Below are 17534 nucleotides of genomic sequence, written 5' to 3' on the forward strand. Positions count from 1 at the left end.
AATTTTAAGTTTCCATTAAAATAAAGATATTTTCCGAAAACAAAACATGATCTAGGTCATATTGTTTACATTCTTGCTAACCAATAAATAGGATTTTGTTTTTGAGAATCTTTCCAAATCTGAAATTTAAGCTCTGTATCTCCTGTTACTTTATCTGTAAACACCACACCTAAAGGTTGTTTTAAACTTACTTCTTGTCCTTTACTTACATATACTCTATCTAGGTTATTGTACAATGATATATAATTACCATGTTGCACATAAACAGCATAACGACCACTTACAGACTGTATAGCCAAAACCTTACCTTTAAAAACTGCTCTTGCAGTAGCATTCTTTTTTGTAGTAATATGAATCCCTTTACTATCAATAACAATCCCTTTTAGAGTAGGATGAGGTACTACTCCATAGTTTCTAGTAATAATTCCTTCAGCAACCGGCCAAGGTAACTTTCCTCTATTTTCTTCAAAACGATTTGCCAAAGCTTTTCCTTCTGGCGTTAAAGCAAACCCAGATGTTTTTGCATTGACGTCTACTTTTGTATTCGTCTTATTTTTTCCTGCTCTAGAAGCAGCAATAGCCTCTTTAATAACTCTTTCAATTTCAGCATCAATCTTTTTTTCTTCAGCTTGTTTTCTTCTAATTTCTGCTAGATATAACTTCTCTTTTGTTTTGATTTTTTTCATCAAAGCTACTTGAGCTTCTTTTTCTGATTTAATTTTATCTGCCTCTTGTCTATTACTTTTAGCTAAAGCATCTTTTTGCTTTTTCTGAAATTGAAGTTTTCTTGTTAAAGCTTCCACTTTTTCTGTTTTAGCCACAATAGTATCTCCTTGTTTTCTTCTAAAATCTGCATATTGCTGCATATAACGAAAACGCTTATATCCTTGAAAAAAATCTTCTGAAGACAATAAAAACATCAATTTGCTTTGTTCTGATTTGCTTTTATATGATTTTAAAATCATTTCGGCATAATCTTCTTTTAAAACCTTTAGTTCTTTTTCTAAGGCTTTTTTCTGTTTTTCGTTCTTATTAATTTCTCCTTTTAAAAAATTAGCTTCGGCAGTAATGGCTTTAATTAAATCAGATCGGACTTGAATTTTTTTGTTTAAATCATTCAAATACCCCAAAAGGTTTTCTTCTTTTTTTTGATTTTGAAACAAGAGTTTATTAACCCTAACAATTTCTTGCTGTAGTTCGGTACGTTTTTTTTCTAATTCTTTTTGTTTAGCTGTTTGTCCAAAGGAAACAGTAAACATTAAAAAAAATGCACAAAGAAATAAGAGCGATTTTTTACTCATTGCTTTCACTATTTTCTTTAGGTTTTAAAATCACTGGTTTGTCACAATCTTTTGGAACTTTGTATGGAAAACTTAAATTTTCATTAAATTTTACATCATCATATTTTATACTAATAATAAATTCTCCTCCCTTATTTTTACCTTTAAAATTAAACTCTTTAGGAAACTCAAAACCATCAACCTCTTGATAGTTTTTATAATAAGTTTCAAATTTAGCTCCTGTATATATTTTTTCAATTCGCTGAAATTTTGTTTTAAAATTTGAAGGGTAAATAGCTGATTCTAAATAATAATCTACATCACTACTATCATATATAAAATAAGCGTTATCAACTATTTGTACCTTAAAACGATTTTCTTCAACATCTAATACCAAATCTCCTACAAGTAATTTTTCTAACACTTCGTATGAAATATCTACTCCTACTAATTGTTTTATAAAATCAAAAGAGCCATCAAAATAGGTTTTATCAAATTTATTGTAATAGTGAACACTGTCTTTTTCAATTAACATTTTAACAACTGGAATTCCTAAAAAATCTCCACTAATCCAAATTTTTTCTCCTTTGGCAATTCTAAAATTCAGCCCTAATTTTTGAGAAGAATTCCCAATTTTATAAGACATTTTAGCATCTATTTTTACGGTATTAAAATCCGCCTCTTTAAAAGAGTTGACTTTGTATTCTTTTACAAGTTTTGAGTATTTAATATTTGGAATATTCAAATCAGCAACAATCTTCTTTTTTGAACTACACGAAACCATAAAAAACAGCATAAAAACTGCCAACAACCTAAATTGCATATACCTAAATTTTGATGCAATATACAATTTATTACTAGGAATCACAGTATCAAATCCCTTTAGGGATGGCGTGAATTAGTGCCTTTGTATAAGCTTTTTGAGGTTGATTATAAATGGCATCTGCATCTCCAATTTCCTCTATTTTTCCTTGATTTAATACAATTAGTTGATCGGACATAAACTTTACAATAGACAAATCATGCGAAATAAAAAGATAAGTAAACTCAAATTCCTTTTTAAGTTTATTCAATAAATTCAGTACCTGTGCTTGTACCGAAACATCTAAAGCAGAAACCGATTCATCACAAATAATTAATTTAGGTTGTAAAGCCAACGCTCTAGCAATTCCTATTCTTTGCCTTTGCCCCCCCGAAAACTCATGCGGATATCTATGATAATGTTCTTTTTCTAAGCCTACTTTCTCTAATAGTTGATAGATATATTCTTTACGTTCTTGGTTAGATGTAAACACTCCGTGCTTAATCATGGGCTCTAAAATAGCAGCCCCCACTTTCATACTTGGGTTTAATGAAGAATATGGGTCTTGAAAAATTAATTGAATTTCTTGTCGGTATTTTTTTCTTGCGGAGTTACTAAGTGTTAACAAATTTACACCATTGTACCATATTTCTCCAGCTGTCGCTTTTTCTAATCCTAAAATGGTTCTTCCTATGGTAGATTTCCCACTTCCAGATTCTCCTACCAAACCAACCGTTTCTCCTTCGTAAACCTTAAAAGAAACATCATCTACTCCTTTAACTACATTTGGTTTTTGAAACCAATTGTTTTTTGATGTGTAATATGTCTTAAGATTTTTAACTTCTAAAATAGGTTGTTTGCTATACAATTGTTGATGAAATTGATTTCTTTCAGCTTCATCATAAACCTGTTCAACAAAATCATCTTGTACATAACTTGCCACTGACGGCAATTCTTTTAACCTGATATTTAGTTTAGGTTTGGCATTGATTAATGCTTTGGTATATATTTCTTGTGGATGTAAAAAAACTTGTTCTACCGTTCCTTGTTCTACAATTTTTCCTTTTTGCATCACAATTACTTGTTGTGCTATTTCAGCAATCAAAGCTAAATCATGGGTGATAAACAAAATACTCATCCCTGTTTCTTGTTGTAATTCTTTTAACAACAAAATAATTTCATCTTGTACCCTAACATCTAAAGCCGTTGTAGGTTCATCGGCAATAAGCAATTTAGGTTTACAAGCAATAGCCATGGCAATCATGACTCTTTGTTTTTGACCACCCGACAACTCATGCGGATATTGAGTCATCATTTTTTTTGCTCTTGGTAGTTTTACTTTTTCAAACAGTTCCAAAACAGCTTGGTCTATTTCTTTCTTAGACAAATCGGTATGCAAATCCAACACCTCAGCAACTTGCTCTCCACAAGTTAAACTCGGGTTTAAAGAAGTCATAGGTTCTTGAAAAATCATACTAATTTCTTTTCCAACAATTTTTCTAAGCGCTTTGGGCTCTATATCTGTTAATGAAACATCGTTATACAAAACATGACCTGTAACACTAGAAATATTTTTAGGTAACAAACCCATCATCGCCATAGATATTACAGACTTACCACTTCCAGATTCTCCCACCACACCCACGATTTGATTGGTCATAATTTCAAAACTCACATCGTGAACCACCTTATTCTCTATGTGCTGATTTTGAAAGGAAATATTTAAATTTTGTACGCTAAGGATTGGCTTCATTTTTATGTGGAATTGAATTTTAAAATTAACAAAACTATGTTGATATTAGGTAGGTTTGAAACTTAAAGTTCTATATGGAAGCTCAGATTTATATCCTTGAGAATATTACTGATTGTCGAATAACTAACACTATTTACTTTATTTGTATATATTTGGTTTATTAGTCCTTTAAATTTTATATGAACAAAAAAAATAAATATTTTTTCATTTTTGGAACGCTTACTTTGTTTTACTTTTTCTGTTTAAATGTAGCTACTCGTCAAAAAGAAAGGATTGCTTCACCAAAACCTAAAGTTCCTGTTGAAGTTAAAAAGGAAACAAAACCTTTAAAAAAATCAGCTACTGGATACAGATATCGAAAATATGGTCATGTTGCAAAACTTTATCACCGTTTGGCATTGCCTGTAACAGAATTATGCATTAAACACAAAGTGCCACCAGGAGCCGTATTAAGTATTATTTCTTTAGAATCTGGTTGGGGACAAGGATACATTGGAAGAATTACAGGAAATTTTTTAAGCTTAAATGCTGCTGGTAACGATGCTGAATTGCCAGCTTTAAAAATGCCCAAAGACATTACCACACAAACCACCATTTTAGACAAACGTAAATTGGCTAAAATCCCCAAGGCTAATATTATTTGGGAAAACAGACCTCCATCCTTAAAAAAGGATTATCGACCAGATAGCATTGCTGGAACTACTACTCATTTAGATTTTTTAATCAATCATCCTGATGAAATGACCAAAGCAAACCTTCAAAATGTAGAAGATTTTGTGAGTAGATTTATTTCTCATACCAGCAGTATTAAAGCTTATAATGAAGCAAGAACTTTATTAGATGAACAAGTAGCAAAACATGGAATTGAAATTTTATTTGATGCCAAACTAAATGAAAAATTTATTTATACCATTGGTGGTAGACCTAACTCCTTTAATTTTAGAGAAACTTGGCCTAAAAAAGTGATGAACATTTATAAAAACACAGGAATTAACAAACTAACAAAAGATTTATATCTCAATAAAAAGACTTTTGAACAAGCTTGGTAACCATCTAAGATTTACTACATGGACTTACAAAAATTAAAATTCCCTATTGGGGTATATGAATCTAATAAAAAACCTAGTACTGATCTATTAGACAAATGGATTACTGACATTGAAGAACTTCCATCAAAATTAGAACTTATTACCAAAGATATTGAGCCTGAAAAATTAAATTGGAAATATAGACCTAATGGTTGGAATGTTAAACAGGTCATTCATCATTGTGCAGACAGTCACATGAATTGCATCATTCGTTTTAAACTGGCATTAACCGAAGAAACGCCTACCATCCGTCCATATTATGAAAACCGATGGGCTGAACTTATAGATTCCCAAGACAATAACATAGAAGATTCCATGAAAATACTGATAGGTCTACATAAAAAATGGGGCATTCTTTTAAGGAGTTTAACAAAGGAACAATTGACGTTAGAATTTATACATCCTGAACATAGGCAAACATTCAATTTAGCTGAAACTATTGGGAATTATGCTTGGCATTGCAATCATCATTTCGCTCATGTTAAAAATGGAATTGAATCTGGAGGAAAGTATAACTAAAATGAAGATGACACGTTAGTCGTCTGAATATCTTAAATAACAAATACAACTCTCGATTTAAACACCTACTTTTGCACAAAATATTTTTGTGTGAATTATTTATCTATTGAAAACGTTTCCAAGGCTTTTGGAGAACGTGTATTGTTTGAAAACTTATCATTTGGAATTAACAAAGACCAAAAAATTGCCTTTGTAGCCAAAAACGGAACGGGTAAAACACGTTTGTTAGAAATCATTGCAGGAAATGATGTTCCTGATACTGGGCAAGTAGTAACTCGTAAAGACTTACATGTTTCTTATCTTTCTCAGGAAGATGCTTTTGATGAAAATCAAACCGTAGAAGAAGTTATTTTTGATTCAGACAGTAAGGTCTTAAAAATTGTTCAGGAATACGAAAAAGCCATTGAAAACCCAGAGGATGCCGAAAGATATCAACTTGCGTTTGACATGATGGATCAATACAATGCTTGGGATTTTGAAACTCAATACAAACAAATTCTATCAAAATTAAAGTTAGACAACTTACAATTAAAAGTAAGTGGACTTTCTGGAGGGCAACGTAAACGTTTGGCATTGGCTACCGTTTTAATTAGCAAACCAGACTTGTTAATTTTAGATGAGCCTACCAACCACTTAGATTTAGAAATGATTGAGTGGTTAGAATCATTTTTTGCCAAAGAAAAAATAACCTTGTTCATGGTTACGCACGATCGTTACTTTTTAGAGCGTGTGTGTAACGAAATTATAGAAATGGACAACGGACAGTTGTACAGCTACAAAGGAAACTATTCTTACTATTTAGAAAAAAAAGAAGAACGTATTGAGCTAGAACAAACGGTACAAGCCAAAGCCAAAAACTTATTTAAAAAAGAATTAGATTGGATGAGACGTCAGCCAAAAGCACGTACCACCAAATCTAAATCTAGAATTGATGACTTTTTTGTGATCAAAGAAAAAGCAAGAGCCAGACGTGCCGAACACAAAGTTCAGTTAGAAATAAACATGGAACGTTTAGGAAACAAAATTGTGGAATTTCACAAAGTTTCTAAAGCTTGGGAAGACATGGTGATGTTAGATCAGTTTGATTATAATTTTGGTCGTGGAGAACGTATTGGAATTATCGGTAAAAACGGAACTGGAAAATCATCTTTCTTAAATGTTTTAACCGGAAACACTGAGGTTGATAGCGGAAAAGTAGTGGTTGGAGAAACCATTAAATTTGGATATTATCACCAATCTGGAATTCAAGTAAAAGAAGGACAGAAAGTTATTGAAGTGATTAAAGAATTTGGAGAATTTATTCCATTAGCCAAAGGACATAAAATATCGGCAAGTCAATTGTTAGAACGTTTTTTATTTGATAAAAAGAAACAATACGATTTTGTTGAAAAACTAAGTGGAGGAGAACGTAAACGTTTGTATTTATGTACCGTTTTAATTCAGAATCCTAACTTTTTAATTTTAGATGAGCCTACCAACGATTTAGATATTGTAACGCTAAACGTCTTAGAAAGCTTTATGTTAGATTATCCTGGAAACTTAGTTGTGGTCTCTCACGACCGTTATTTTATGGATAAAATTGTAGATTCTTTATTTGTATTTAGAGGAAATGGAGTCATTGAAAACTTCCCTGGAAACTATTCAGATTTTAGAGCGTACGAAAATTCTGACAACCAAGAAGAGCAAGAAATTGTGCCTACCAAAATAGAAACGGTTAAAGAAAAACAAAAAACGCCTGCCAAGTTAAGTTATGCCGAAAACAAGGAATACATCAACCTTGAAAGTGATATTGCTAAATTAAATCGTAAAAAAGAAGCCATTGAAGCTGAATTTGCAGAAGGCAAAATAGAAGGTGAGGCGATTGACAAAAAATCTATTGAACTTCAAAAAATTATTGATGATATCGAATTCAAAGAAATGCGTTGGTTTGAGTTGAGTGAAAAGTTGGAGGGGTAATCTAAATACAAAGTATATTGCATATCGACTCCGCTCGATGACCTTGAACAGAACTTCTCTCACAGAGCTTCGGGACGATCAATCTCTCTTATAGAAAAGAAAACTATATCTATGTCAGCATTAGGTGTTCGAGCGAAGTCGAGAACTATTATTTTAGACAAAATTCAATAAATTACAATATAAAAACCCCCAAACTGAGAGAATTCAGTTTGGGGGTTTTGTTTATCTAAAATGTAACTTTTTAGCTTACATCTATTACTTCTTGAATTTGAGGAGCGTGTTTTTTAATAGTGGCTTCCACTCCATTTTTTAACGTCATTTGGTTTACGTTACAACCTACACAAGCACCTTCTAATTTTACTTTTACAATATTATCATCAATAGAAATTAAAGAGATATTTCCACCATCAGACTCTAAAAACGGACGAATTTCATCCAAAGCCTTTTCTACATTTATTTGTAACTCTTCTGCGTTCATTTTTCTATATATTTTTTACTTTGCTAAAAATAACATTATTATTTGGTTGAACAACCACTCATGTTGGTAATTTTTACCGCTTCGGTTGGTGGTAAGTCAGTATTACGTTTTACCAACTCCCCAGCCATGTTTTTGGTAATTTCTTTAAAAGCCAATTCTTGTGGTGTTCCTTCTTGTAAAGCTACAGGGTGACCATAGTCTCCTGCTTCACGGATACTTTGTACCAAAGGAATTTCTCCTAAGAAAGCTGTTTCTAAATCTTCTGCTAAGTGTTTTGCACCATCTTGACCAAAAATATAGTATTTATTTTCTGGCAATTCAGCAGGAGTAAAATAACTCATATTCTCTACAATTCCCAAAACGGGTACATTGATGTTTTTTTGTTGGAACATGGCAACTCCTTTTTTGGCATCGGCCAAGGCAATGTTTTGTGGTGTACTTACCACTACTGCTCCTGTAATAGGCAATGCCTGTACTATAGATAAGTGAATATCTCCTGTTCCTGGAGGTAAATCAATTAGTAAAAAATCTAACTCTCCCCAGTCTGCATCAAAAATCATTTGATTTAATGCTTTTGAAGCCATGGGACCTCTCCAAATTACCGCTTCGTTAGGATTGGTAAAAAAACCTAAAGACAATAATTTAATTCCGTAATTTTCAACAGGTTTCATTTTAGAACGCCCATCTACATTTACAGAAATAGGTTTTGCTTTGGCAACATCAAACATAATATGCATAGATGGACCATACACATCGGCATCTAACACTCCGACTTTAAATCCCATTTTTTGTAAAGAAACTGCCATATTAGCCGTTACGGTAGATTTCCCTACACCTCCTTTACCAGAGGCTACAGCGATGATGTTTTGAATGCCAGGAATTTTTTCTCCCTTTATTTCATTTGGATTTGCTTTTGGAACTTCTTTTTTAGCAGCTACTGATAAATTTACCTTTACTTTTGCTGATGCAAATTGAGCAACAATAGCCTTTTCAATTTCAGCTTCCGTTTTCTTTTTGGCTTGTAAAGTAGGATTGCTGATTTGGACATCCACCACTACTTCATCTCCAAAAATATTGATATTGGTTACATTCTTATTTTCTATCAAACTTTTCCCTTCTCCAGGAGCTGTTATCGTCTCTAAAATTGCTGTTATCTCAGATTTTGTAATACTCATTATCGTGTATTTAAATTGGGTTACAAAGATACGTTATTCCATATAAATGTTTAACGTTACAGAACCATAGTCTTAACTAAATTAAAATCTTACACATATTTTTAATTCTTGTTAGTATGATTCACAATTTTATAAAAACAAACTTCCAAAGTTCACTATTTTATTAAGAATCAACATAATCATGTTCTAATTAGCTAAACTGCTTTTTTCTTATTATTTTTCAGCTTCAATTTCAGAATTCAGTTTATGGATGTAGATCATTTGGTTAAAAAATTCCAAGAAGAAAAAGATGTGCTAGCTTATGAAAAATTATACGAAATGTATAATAAAAGTATGCTTGGAGTAATTAATAATATTATTAGAGACGAAGATCTATCTAAAGATATTTTACAAGAAGTATTTCTAAAAGTATGGGACAATATAGAGAGTTATACCCCTAAAAAAGGTAGGTTTTTTACATGGTTGTTAAACATTTCTAGGAATGCAGCCATAGATAAAACAAGATCTAAAGATTATCGTATTCAAAAACAAAACCAAAGCCTAGATATTTTCGTAAATATATCAGAACAAGAGGAAAAAGAAGTAAGTGATGAGGAAAAATCATTATTTGCTAAAATTCAAAAAATGTCTGAAAAGTGTAAAAAAGTAATCGATTTGATCTTTTACAAAGGATATACTCAAAGAGAAACATCGGAAGAATTAGACATTCCTTTAGGTACGGTAAAAACAAGAAGCCGTAGTTGTTTAGAAAATTTAAGATTGAGTATAAATAGATAGGATTATGGAGAATGTACAAGAATATATCGAATCTGGAATACTAGAGCTTTATGTTGCTGGTACACTTAGTAGAGAAGAAAGCTACGAAGTGTATACCATGATACAAAAGCATCCAGAAGTAAAAGCATACATAAAAGAAATAGAACATACTGTTGTTAATATAGCGGAATTAAGTAACAAAAAAGGATTTGTAGCTTATCCGTTTAGCAAACTAATGTCAGCTATTAATGGTAAAGAAACCAAAGTGGTTCCAATTCGTTGGGTTAGTTACATGGGATGGGCAGCAAGTGTTCTGTTAACTGTAGGTATTATTAGTCTTTACACAAACAATAATGAGTTAAAGGAAAACTTAACCAAACAAATTGCATCGAACGAAATTTTAGATGATCAGCGAGCTAATCTACAAGGAGAAGTCATTGCTAAAAACATTGAAATTAACACCAAAAATGAAGTGATTGCTTTTATATCTTCTGAGACAACTGAAAAAGTAAACTTAAATGGACAAACAGTGTCTCCTGAAAGTTATGCATCAATTTATTGGGACAAAGAAACCAATGAAATGTATGTAGACTTGAGTGGTTTACCTGAAGCTCCTGAAGGAAAAGTATATCAATTGTGGTCTTTAACTTTAAATCCGCTGACCCCAACAAGTTTAGGAACTTTAGACGGATATAACAAAGGTGAAACTTTTATAAAAGTTAGCAACAACAACAAATCTGAAGCTTTTGGAATTACACTAGAACCTGCTGGTGGTAGTGCATCGCCAACTTTGGAACAATTATATACTTTAGGATTGACCAAAGTATCATAAACTAATTTTCAATGGGAATGATAATATCTATTATCGTTCCCTTGTTTAGTTTACTGTCCATAGTAAATGTTCCTTTAATTAATTCAACTCTATTCTTAACACTTTGTAATCCAAAAGTGGTTAACTCTAAATCTTTAATTACAAAGCCAATTCCGTTGTCTTTTACTATTAAATTAACCTTATTTCCCTCACTATTTAATTCAATTTCAACAATTGTACACTTTGCGTGTTTAATGCTATTGATGACCAACTCTGTAACTACTTTGTAAATTTCGTTACACACTACTGATGCAATAGGTAGTTTAGCATTTAAAGCACTATGAACATGAATGGTACAATTGCTGTTAATTTTATTTAGGTTGTTACAGTATTTGTGAATGTTCTTTTCTAAATTATTAAAATCGATATTTGGATTATAAAGGTGATTTAACAACATTCTATACTCTGTTCTAAAAGCTTTAATAACCTCTTGAGTATTTAACCTAGTGTTTTTATAATTTAAGCTCATGCTTAAAGTTTCTATATACGACCCAAATGTATCATGAATATCTCCTAATAATTTATTGCGATATTTATTTTCTGTAAGTGTAATGCTTTCTCTTAAATTTAATTTTAATTGTAAGTTTTCGTTTTCTATTTTGTTGAGTTTAAAATCCCTATTAAAAGATTCTTTTACAATAAAAATAACCACCAATACACATTCTATAACTTTAGAAAAATAAACCATATTATACATGGCATATTTATAAAAATTGGGAACATTTAAAGGTCTATAAGTATTGGTGTTAATAAATATAGCAGTAAACGGAAGTAAAAATGCAAACAGCAAATACAAAGGAATAGATCGGTAATAAAACAAGGAAATATGGATAAGTAAACACATCAATACCCCACCAATAATTATGTGTTGTAATATAAATTCAGTATTAAAAAAACTGTTAAAAAATAAATTATAAATGTTTACTACAAGACCAAAGAGAGTGATACAAATAAAAAAACCAATAACTTTTTTCTGATAGTATATTTTCAAAGGAAAATCATAAAAAAAGTAATAAAAACACAACATAGAGATTACCGAAATCATGGGAGCAAAAGCGTGAATATCATACCTTAAAACAAACTCTTTAGGAATACCTACCAAAGAAGTTAAACCCGTTGCTGTAAATATTCTTACAAATAAAAAAACAATGTTAACCCCAAAAAAAGCAACTGCTATATTTCTTTTTTGAAACGCTATAAAAAAAGCAAAAAAACCAAGCAGAACCAAACTGGCAACCAAACAACCAAAAATAAGGTTCTCTATCTGTGTATCTTTAAAAAATTGATTTTCACCTCTGAGTTTTAAATTTAAATACACTTTAAAACCTGCATTTTTTTCTTGAACTTTTAACAAAAAAATTTGTTCATTTCTATGAGATGATAAACTCCAAACAGGATGTCTATACATATAATTCACTCCAAATAACTGAGGCAAAGAATCTTGTATTTTGTACAGTTCTATAACATCAAACAAGGCATTCCCAACTGATAAATACTGAGTTTTTTCAGTCTCAGGAACCTTTATTAAAATCCAATTACATTCCTTTTTTTTAAGCTTTTGAAAGGATGTTTTGGGTAAAGGATAATTAAAACATCCTTTATGGTACATGGAAATTGCTTCTTGAACAGTACTTGCCTCGTAATGCTCATCTAACAAGAAAACATCTTGGTAAACAGCTGTATTTATTGCAAAACTATTACAAAAAAACAAAGTAAAAACGAGTAGCAACCACTTCTTTTTTAAAGTACTAAACAACAATAAGTCCTTTTTGTATGGCATACTTAATTAATTGAATGTTGTTAATACTATCCGATTTTTTATACAAATTTTGTTTATGAGTTTTAAAAGTATTTAGGGATATTTTTAAATATTCAGCAGCTTCATGATCATTGGTAAATTCGTATAAGGCATTTAAAACATCTAACTCTCTATTGGTAAAATCTACATCTTCAGGTCTTAATTTAAGAATCGGAATTTGTTTTCTTTCTTCTAGTAATTCTTTTAAAATTCTTGGAAAATCATCTAACCTATCATTTTTGTCATAAAAGAAATCAATTCCATTTTTAAACGCTTCCTTTTTAATATAAGACTGATTGTAAGAACTTAAACAAACGATTAAAAAGTTTTTATTGCTTTGTTTAATAATATCTAAATATTCAATAGACTTAATTCCGTTAAAATTAATATCCAGAATCAACAAATCAAAAAAAGATTGTTCAATCAAGGTAATTAAACGTTGTAAATTATCACAAGTAGCGACCACTTTAAAATCATCATATTGCTCTATAACAATTTTAAGAGCATCCATAAAAAAAGTGTGATCGTCTGCAATAATAACTTTATAGGTAGATGATTTCATAAAAAGTGTTTCAGCTAATTTATTAAAAATTAAAATTTTAATCTCACACAATTGTATGAACTCCCCAATGTTTACAGTCTTTAATTTTGAAAAAAACTTTAACAATGAAAACAACTATTTTAAAAACTCAGACATTTTTTCAGACAATTTTATTAATGGCTATTGCCATTATTTCCCTAACGGCATGTACATCTCAAGAAGATGATATTCCTGATTCTGAAAGCACAAACAAACTAACAGTAAACACTACAGAATTTAATATTTCTGTAGATGAAAACACAACTACTGACACTACTTTGGAAACCATTACAGCAAGTACAGAAAGTGGAACAATTACTTATACCCTAACATCCGTTACCCCCAATGGAGCTATTAAATTAGGTACAGGTGGAGAAATTTTAGTAGACGATGATACTTTATTTGATTTTGAAACTCATACTACTATATCTGCCTCCATAAATGTTAGCAATGGAACAGAAACCAAAGAAGTGACCATTACCATTAATATTAATGATGTTGATGAAAACACGCAAGTTAACTTAGATAAAAACAGTATTATTTCTATAAATAGTGATGATTTTAATTTAACGGCTACTAAAATTGTATTACAAAAAGTACGTTCATTTAAACCCGAACCTTACTTAGAATACATTTATACAATTAAGTTGATAGATGCCAATAACCACGGCCCATTAATTATGTGGATATCCGATTTACCGACGACTACCAAAACTTATACCCAAGCACAAACTAAATCTGATGCTGAATTGCAGACAGATGAATTTAATATTGAATACATAAGAACTCCTGAAAACAGTTATCTATATGGGCTTGGAGAAAACGCTCCTATTCACAACTTAGAAGCTGTACTAGAGAACAACGTAGTTACTTTTAACATTGCTGCTATTGAACTTTCCGGGAGTTCGGTTTTTGATATGAAAAGACAAAAAGTAAATATTAGTTTTTCCGTAGCCTTGGAAGACATTGAAAATCACCCTGGAATAGCAAGAACTTATGATCTTGTTCCTTAAGAAAAAAATATTTAAATAAACAAAAGTACCGTTTAACGATGTTGTATTTCATACAAACCTAAAAAATGTTAAATAATAAATAATTTCAAAAATGAATTCTTATGAAATCATTATTCAAATACCTAATCACTTTAATTTTCCTTTTTTTAGGAATTTCAAGTCCTATCAATGCACAAAAATCAATACAAGAATTGGCTGAATTGAAAGATAAAAAATGGGACAAATTAGTGAAATCTCATAAATCAGGATTAAATAATGTTTATGCAGTTGAAGGCTTAATAAGTATTGATTTATTAGATAAAGCTAATTTACCAAACCCAAAAACCGCTGGAGTTATTACCTTTCAACTTTGGGATGAATCTGTTACAAAGAGTAGTAAAGCTGGGAATTATACATACTACGAAAAAAACTTTTTAACCCCTTCAGGAAGTAATGTAATTTCAAATAAACTTATCGAAACTATACTACCAGAGATAAAAAATAATTTTAAACAAGCTAATATAAATTTGATGGAGCCTAAGGAATTTGCATCTTCTGAGGACAAGCAAAAAATCTATAACGAGGGAGGTGAAAGAGTTGAATTAAGTGGCCTTCTCAAAGCATTTTCTGGTGGACTTTTAGCTAGACTTCAAGGTAAAAGAGATGGTCAAGGAACATTAAGTGCTGATGGCTATGCATTTTATCCCATTACAGCTAGTATCATAGCGACAGATTTCAAAGCGCCTTCCACAATTGGATTAATAACAGAAGAGTTAGAATTGGATGCTTCATTAATCATAAGTGTAAAAGTTAGTATTGAAAAAGGCGGTAAGTCACTTATGTTTCGAGGAATGGAACTAGCTTTAATTGGCCCTATTAATGATAATAAATCTATAAACTACAGTGGTCGAATAGGAGCAAAGACAATGAATAAGTATAGAGATGGCGTTCTTTACTCAGTTGCCTATTTTGGTGTAGACGATATTCAGATTGCAAAAATTAATAAAAAAAGTGGTGAAATTAAGGAATGGTATTTGGATGGATTTGAAAAAATGTCAGGTAGACTTACTACTGATTTATTGTATGGATTAGAAAAATTTAAAAATCTGGATAAAAAGAAATAAAGTACAAAAACACAACACCATGTATATCAAAAAATTTGGGATGCTATGTATTAAACAATGCATCTAAAATAAAGCAAGGGCAGTTCTTTTGAACTGCCCTTACTTCTTACAACTATAATTAACTATAAATCCTAAAATTTATATGCGATGGTTCCTTTTACAAAAAATGGTGTTCCTGGAGTAAAGTGAATTTCTTCAACAGAGCTACCACTAGGTTCATTTGCTAAACGAGATTCTGTAGCAAACTGTGTTTCGTTCCACTCAACATCAAATAAGTTTTGAATTTGTACTCCCAACTCAAACTTTTCCCAAATGTAACCCATGTTTAAATTGGTTACGGTATATCCTTCTGCCACAATAGAATTGTCCTCATTGGCTGGTCTATCTTTTATATGCAAAGCATTAATTCCTGCATAAAATCCTAAATCTTTTTTATAAGAAACTCCTCCCTTTAAAGTAAAATATGGAGCTAAAGGCACATAATCTTGTCCACTTGGTTCATCTCTAAATCTTGCATGTGTATAATTGGCATCAAAGTTTACAAACAAGGCTTTTATAGGCTGATATCTTGTATTGAAAGAAACTCCTTGTCTTACAGATGCTCCATTAGGCTCTACAATTCCTGCATCTCCTACATATACAAATTCTTGCTCAGACAACATGGCCCATAAATCTAATCCTAATAATAATTTTGGAGTAGTTTTCCATACGAAACCTGCATCTGTACTATATGCCTTTGGAATAGCATTTGCCTGAGAAGTGATAATCAATCTACTATCATTAGTATGAAAACCTTGACCTACCTTAAAGTAAGACTGAAAAGAATTGTTTGGTGTATAACTAACACTTAATCTTGGACTTAGAATGGCTGCTGATTGTTCTTTTAATTTAAAACCTGTTGTATTATTATCTTCTAAAAAATCTTGATATCCAAAAAACACATAATCTAATCTTAATGATGGATTTACCGACCATTTATTAAATTGAAAAGCTGCACTAGCATATCCAAAATAATTGGTTTCGTTAACATCTCCGTATCGAAGTCTTTCTAAAATTTCTGATTTGTTTTTAGTTTCAGACAACTGATTATTTCCTACCATATCAGTTCTTAATCCAACTCCTCCGTTAATTACAACTTCAGTATTTCCCCATATGATTTCTTTTTGATAATCTGAATTGTATCCAAAAATATCTCTTCCTTCAGACTGGTAAATTTGATCTCCATCATCCTCATTATTTAAGAAGAAAGTAAAATTAGAATACAAATCAAAGTTGTATTTAGAGTAATATGCAAAATGTTTCATTTGCGAATTATCATCATATTTCTGGATCATTCTTAAAGAAACATTGGTTCTTGATGTTTCTCCACCTTCAGCATCATCAATAGCTCCAAAACGAGTAATACTTCCATTATCTACAGCTCTTTGTGGAATTTGACCCGAGGCATTCCAACTACTTACAAAATGAGAAAATGAGAATTCTAATTTTGTGTTGTTATAGGTTTTAAAATATTTACTATTGATATTAAATCTTTTAAAATTTTGTGGACTTTCAAAAGGACCATCGGAGTTTAAATTTTCAATAGCCACATAAGCACTCTCATCCGTTTTATCTAAAAAAGTATTCATAAAAAGCAATCGCTTGGTATTAAACTGTCCTCCTTCTAACTTAATTAAGTTATGATCTAAATTTTCTTTACTCTTTAAATTTACCGTCCCAGTTGTGGCAAAGTTTCCTTGACTAAAATGGTAAGGTCCAGCTTTAAAATCTATCTTATCAACCGTTTCTGGAATAACAAAATGTAAATCTGCATATCCTTGTCCGTGTGCATGAGAAACCATGTTTACTGGCATTCCATCAACATTTACTTGTAAATCTGTACCGTGATCAATATCAAAACCTCTATAAAATATTTGTTCTGCTTTTCCTCCTCCAGCGTGTTGACCTATAATTAAACCTGGTACTTTTGTTAATAATTCTTGAGATGATTTTACAGGATTGCGTTCTACATCTATACTTGTAATAATTTTGTCTTCATTTATTTCTGGAGACAACATTATCTGATCTAAATCAATTGTATTCGGCTTTACAGTAATATTTACCTTATTATTTTTATAAATAATTTGCTTTGTTTCAAATCCCATTTTATTAAAAACAAGGGTATCTCCAACTTTTAACCCTTCCATTTCAAAAACACCTTTAAAATTGGTATGTGCATGATTTTGTGTTCTTTGGTTAATCACATACATAAACTCTACAGGTCTGTTTTTTTCATCTGAAACAACACCTTTTAATGTTTGCGAAACCCCTGTTACAGAGATAAATAAAAATAACAACCAACTAAATTTTTTCATTTTTCTAT

At 31.0% G+C, this 17534-nt stretch carries 15 protein-coding genes; 7 read left to right on the plus strand and 8 right to left on the minus strand.

Annotation, left to right across the window (positions count from 1 at the left end; translation table 11 throughout):
• Positions 1-65: 65 nt before the first annotated feature.
• From BUB70_RS01805 to BUB70_RS01815, 3 genes are read right to left on the minus strand one after another with little or no spacing between them, the layout of a single operon-like run.
• Entirely contained in the window at positions 66-1259 is a 1194-nt protein-coding gene (locus BUB70_RS01805; protein ID WP_073117973.1) for a murein hydrolase activator EnvC family protein, read from the minus strand.
• A gap of 34 nt (positions 1260-1293) precedes the next feature.
• Positions 1294-2103 (minus strand): lipoprotein insertase outer membrane protein LolB1, encoded by an 810-nt coding sequence (locus BUB70_RS01810; RefSeq protein ID WP_073117974.1) that lies wholly within the window; start codon positions 2101-2103, stop codon positions 1294-1296.
• A gap of 49 nt (positions 2104-2152) precedes the next feature.
• Positions 2153-3835 carry an ABC transporter ATP-binding protein gene (locus tag BUB70_RS01815; RefSeq protein WP_073117975.1) on the minus strand — a complete coding sequence of 561 codons (1683 nt, stop codon included), beginning with the start codon at positions 3833-3835 and terminating at the stop codon, positions 2153-2155.
• Positions 3836-4014: 179 nt separating this feature from the next.
• Here BUB70_RS01815 and BUB70_RS01820 point away from each other — a divergent pair, with 179 nt between their 5' ends.
• The 3 genes from BUB70_RS01820 (at position 4015) to BUB70_RS01830 (ending at position 7398) form a co-directional block, all read left to right on the plus strand.
• On the plus strand, positions 4015-4884 hold the full coding sequence (locus BUB70_RS01820; protein WP_073117976.1) for a hypothetical protein: 870 nt from the start codon (positions 4015-4017) through the stop codon (positions 4882-4884).
• A gap of 18 nt (positions 4885-4902) precedes the next feature.
• A complete protein-coding gene (locus tag BUB70_RS01825) occupies positions 4903-5442 on the plus strand; it encodes a YfiT family bacillithiol transferase (RefSeq protein WP_073117977.1) in 540 nt (179 codons plus the stop codon).
• Between the two features lie 90 nt (positions 5443-5532).
• The gene (locus tag BUB70_RS01830) at positions 5533-7398 is read left to right on the plus strand and encodes an ABC-F family ATP-binding cassette domain-containing protein (protein WP_073117978.1); all 1866 of its coding nucleotides are present in this window, start codon (positions 5533-5535) and stop codon (positions 7396-7398) included.
• 241 nt (positions 7399-7639) lie between these two features.
• On the opposite strand, the gene BUB70_RS01835 is transcribed toward BUB70_RS01830, so the two are convergent.
• Positions 7640-7876: a NifU family protein gene (locus BUB70_RS01835; protein ID WP_073117979.1), complete on the minus strand. Its 237-nt coding sequence runs from the start codon at positions 7874-7876 to the stop codon at positions 7640-7642.
• 38 nt (positions 7877-7914) lie between these two features.
• Positions 7915-9051 carry an Mrp/NBP35 family ATP-binding protein gene (locus tag BUB70_RS01840; protein ID WP_073117980.1) on the minus strand — a complete coding sequence of 379 codons (1137 nt, stop codon included), beginning with the start codon at positions 9049-9051 and terminating at the stop codon, positions 7915-7917.
• Positions 9052-9297: 246 nt separating this feature from the next.
• Here BUB70_RS01840 and BUB70_RS01845 point away from each other — a divergent pair, with 246 nt between their 5' ends.
• Both BUB70_RS01845 and BUB70_RS01850 read left to right on the plus strand, forming a co-directional pair.
• Positions 9298-9828 carry an RNA polymerase sigma factor gene (locus BUB70_RS01845; protein WP_073117981.1) on the plus strand — a complete coding sequence of 177 codons (531 nt, stop codon included), beginning with the start codon at positions 9298-9300 and terminating at the stop codon, positions 9826-9828.
• A 4-nt stretch (positions 9829-9832) separates the two neighbouring features.
• Positions 9833-10639 (plus strand): anti-sigma factor, encoded by an 807-nt coding sequence (locus tag BUB70_RS01850; RefSeq protein ID WP_073117982.1) that lies wholly within the window; start codon positions 9833-9835, stop codon positions 10637-10639.
• A 1-nt stretch (position 10640) separates the two neighbouring features.
• On the opposite strand, the gene BUB70_RS01855 is transcribed toward BUB70_RS01850, so the two are convergent.
• Together BUB70_RS01855 and BUB70_RS01860 are read right to left on the minus strand one after the other, a co-directional pair.
• Positions 10641-12458 carry a sensor histidine kinase gene (locus BUB70_RS01855; RefSeq protein WP_073117983.1) on the minus strand — a complete coding sequence of 606 codons (1818 nt, stop codon included), beginning with the start codon at positions 12456-12458 and terminating at the stop codon, positions 10641-10643.
• Positions 12427-13038 carry a response regulator transcription factor gene (locus BUB70_RS01860; protein ID WP_143155218.1) on the minus strand — a complete coding sequence of 204 codons (612 nt, stop codon included), beginning with the start codon at positions 13036-13038 and terminating at the stop codon, positions 12427-12429. Before BUB70_RS01860 ends, BUB70_RS01855 begins: the two co-directional genes overlap by 32 nt.
• A gap of 104 nt (positions 13039-13142) precedes the next feature.
• On the opposite strand from BUB70_RS01860, the gene BUB70_RS01865 reads away from it, so the two are divergent.
• Both BUB70_RS01865 and BUB70_RS01870 read left to right on the plus strand, forming a co-directional pair.
• Complete coding sequence (locus BUB70_RS01865) at positions 13143-14069, plus strand: hypothetical protein (RefSeq protein ID WP_073117985.1); 927 nt, start codon at positions 13143-13145, stop codon at positions 14067-14069.
• 101 nt (positions 14070-14170) lie between these two features.
• Positions 14171-15172: a hypothetical protein gene (locus BUB70_RS01870; RefSeq protein ID WP_073117986.1), complete on the plus strand. Its 1002-nt coding sequence runs from the start codon at positions 14171-14173 to the stop codon at positions 15170-15172.
• 131 nt (positions 15173-15303) lie between these two features.
• Here BUB70_RS01870 and BUB70_RS01875 read toward each other — a convergent pair whose 3' ends face one another.
• Positions 15304-17526, minus strand: coding sequence for a TonB-dependent receptor (locus tag BUB70_RS01875; RefSeq protein WP_073117987.1), 2223 nt, complete (start codon positions 17524-17526; stop codon positions 15304-15306).
• Positions 17527-17534 lie beyond the last annotated feature (8 nt).

Origin of the sequence: Wenyingzhuangia marina, from assembly GCF_900130035.1 — a bacterium.
Lineage (GTDB): Bacteria > Bacteroidota > Bacteroidia > Flavobacteriales > Flavobacteriaceae > Wenyingzhuangia > Wenyingzhuangia marina.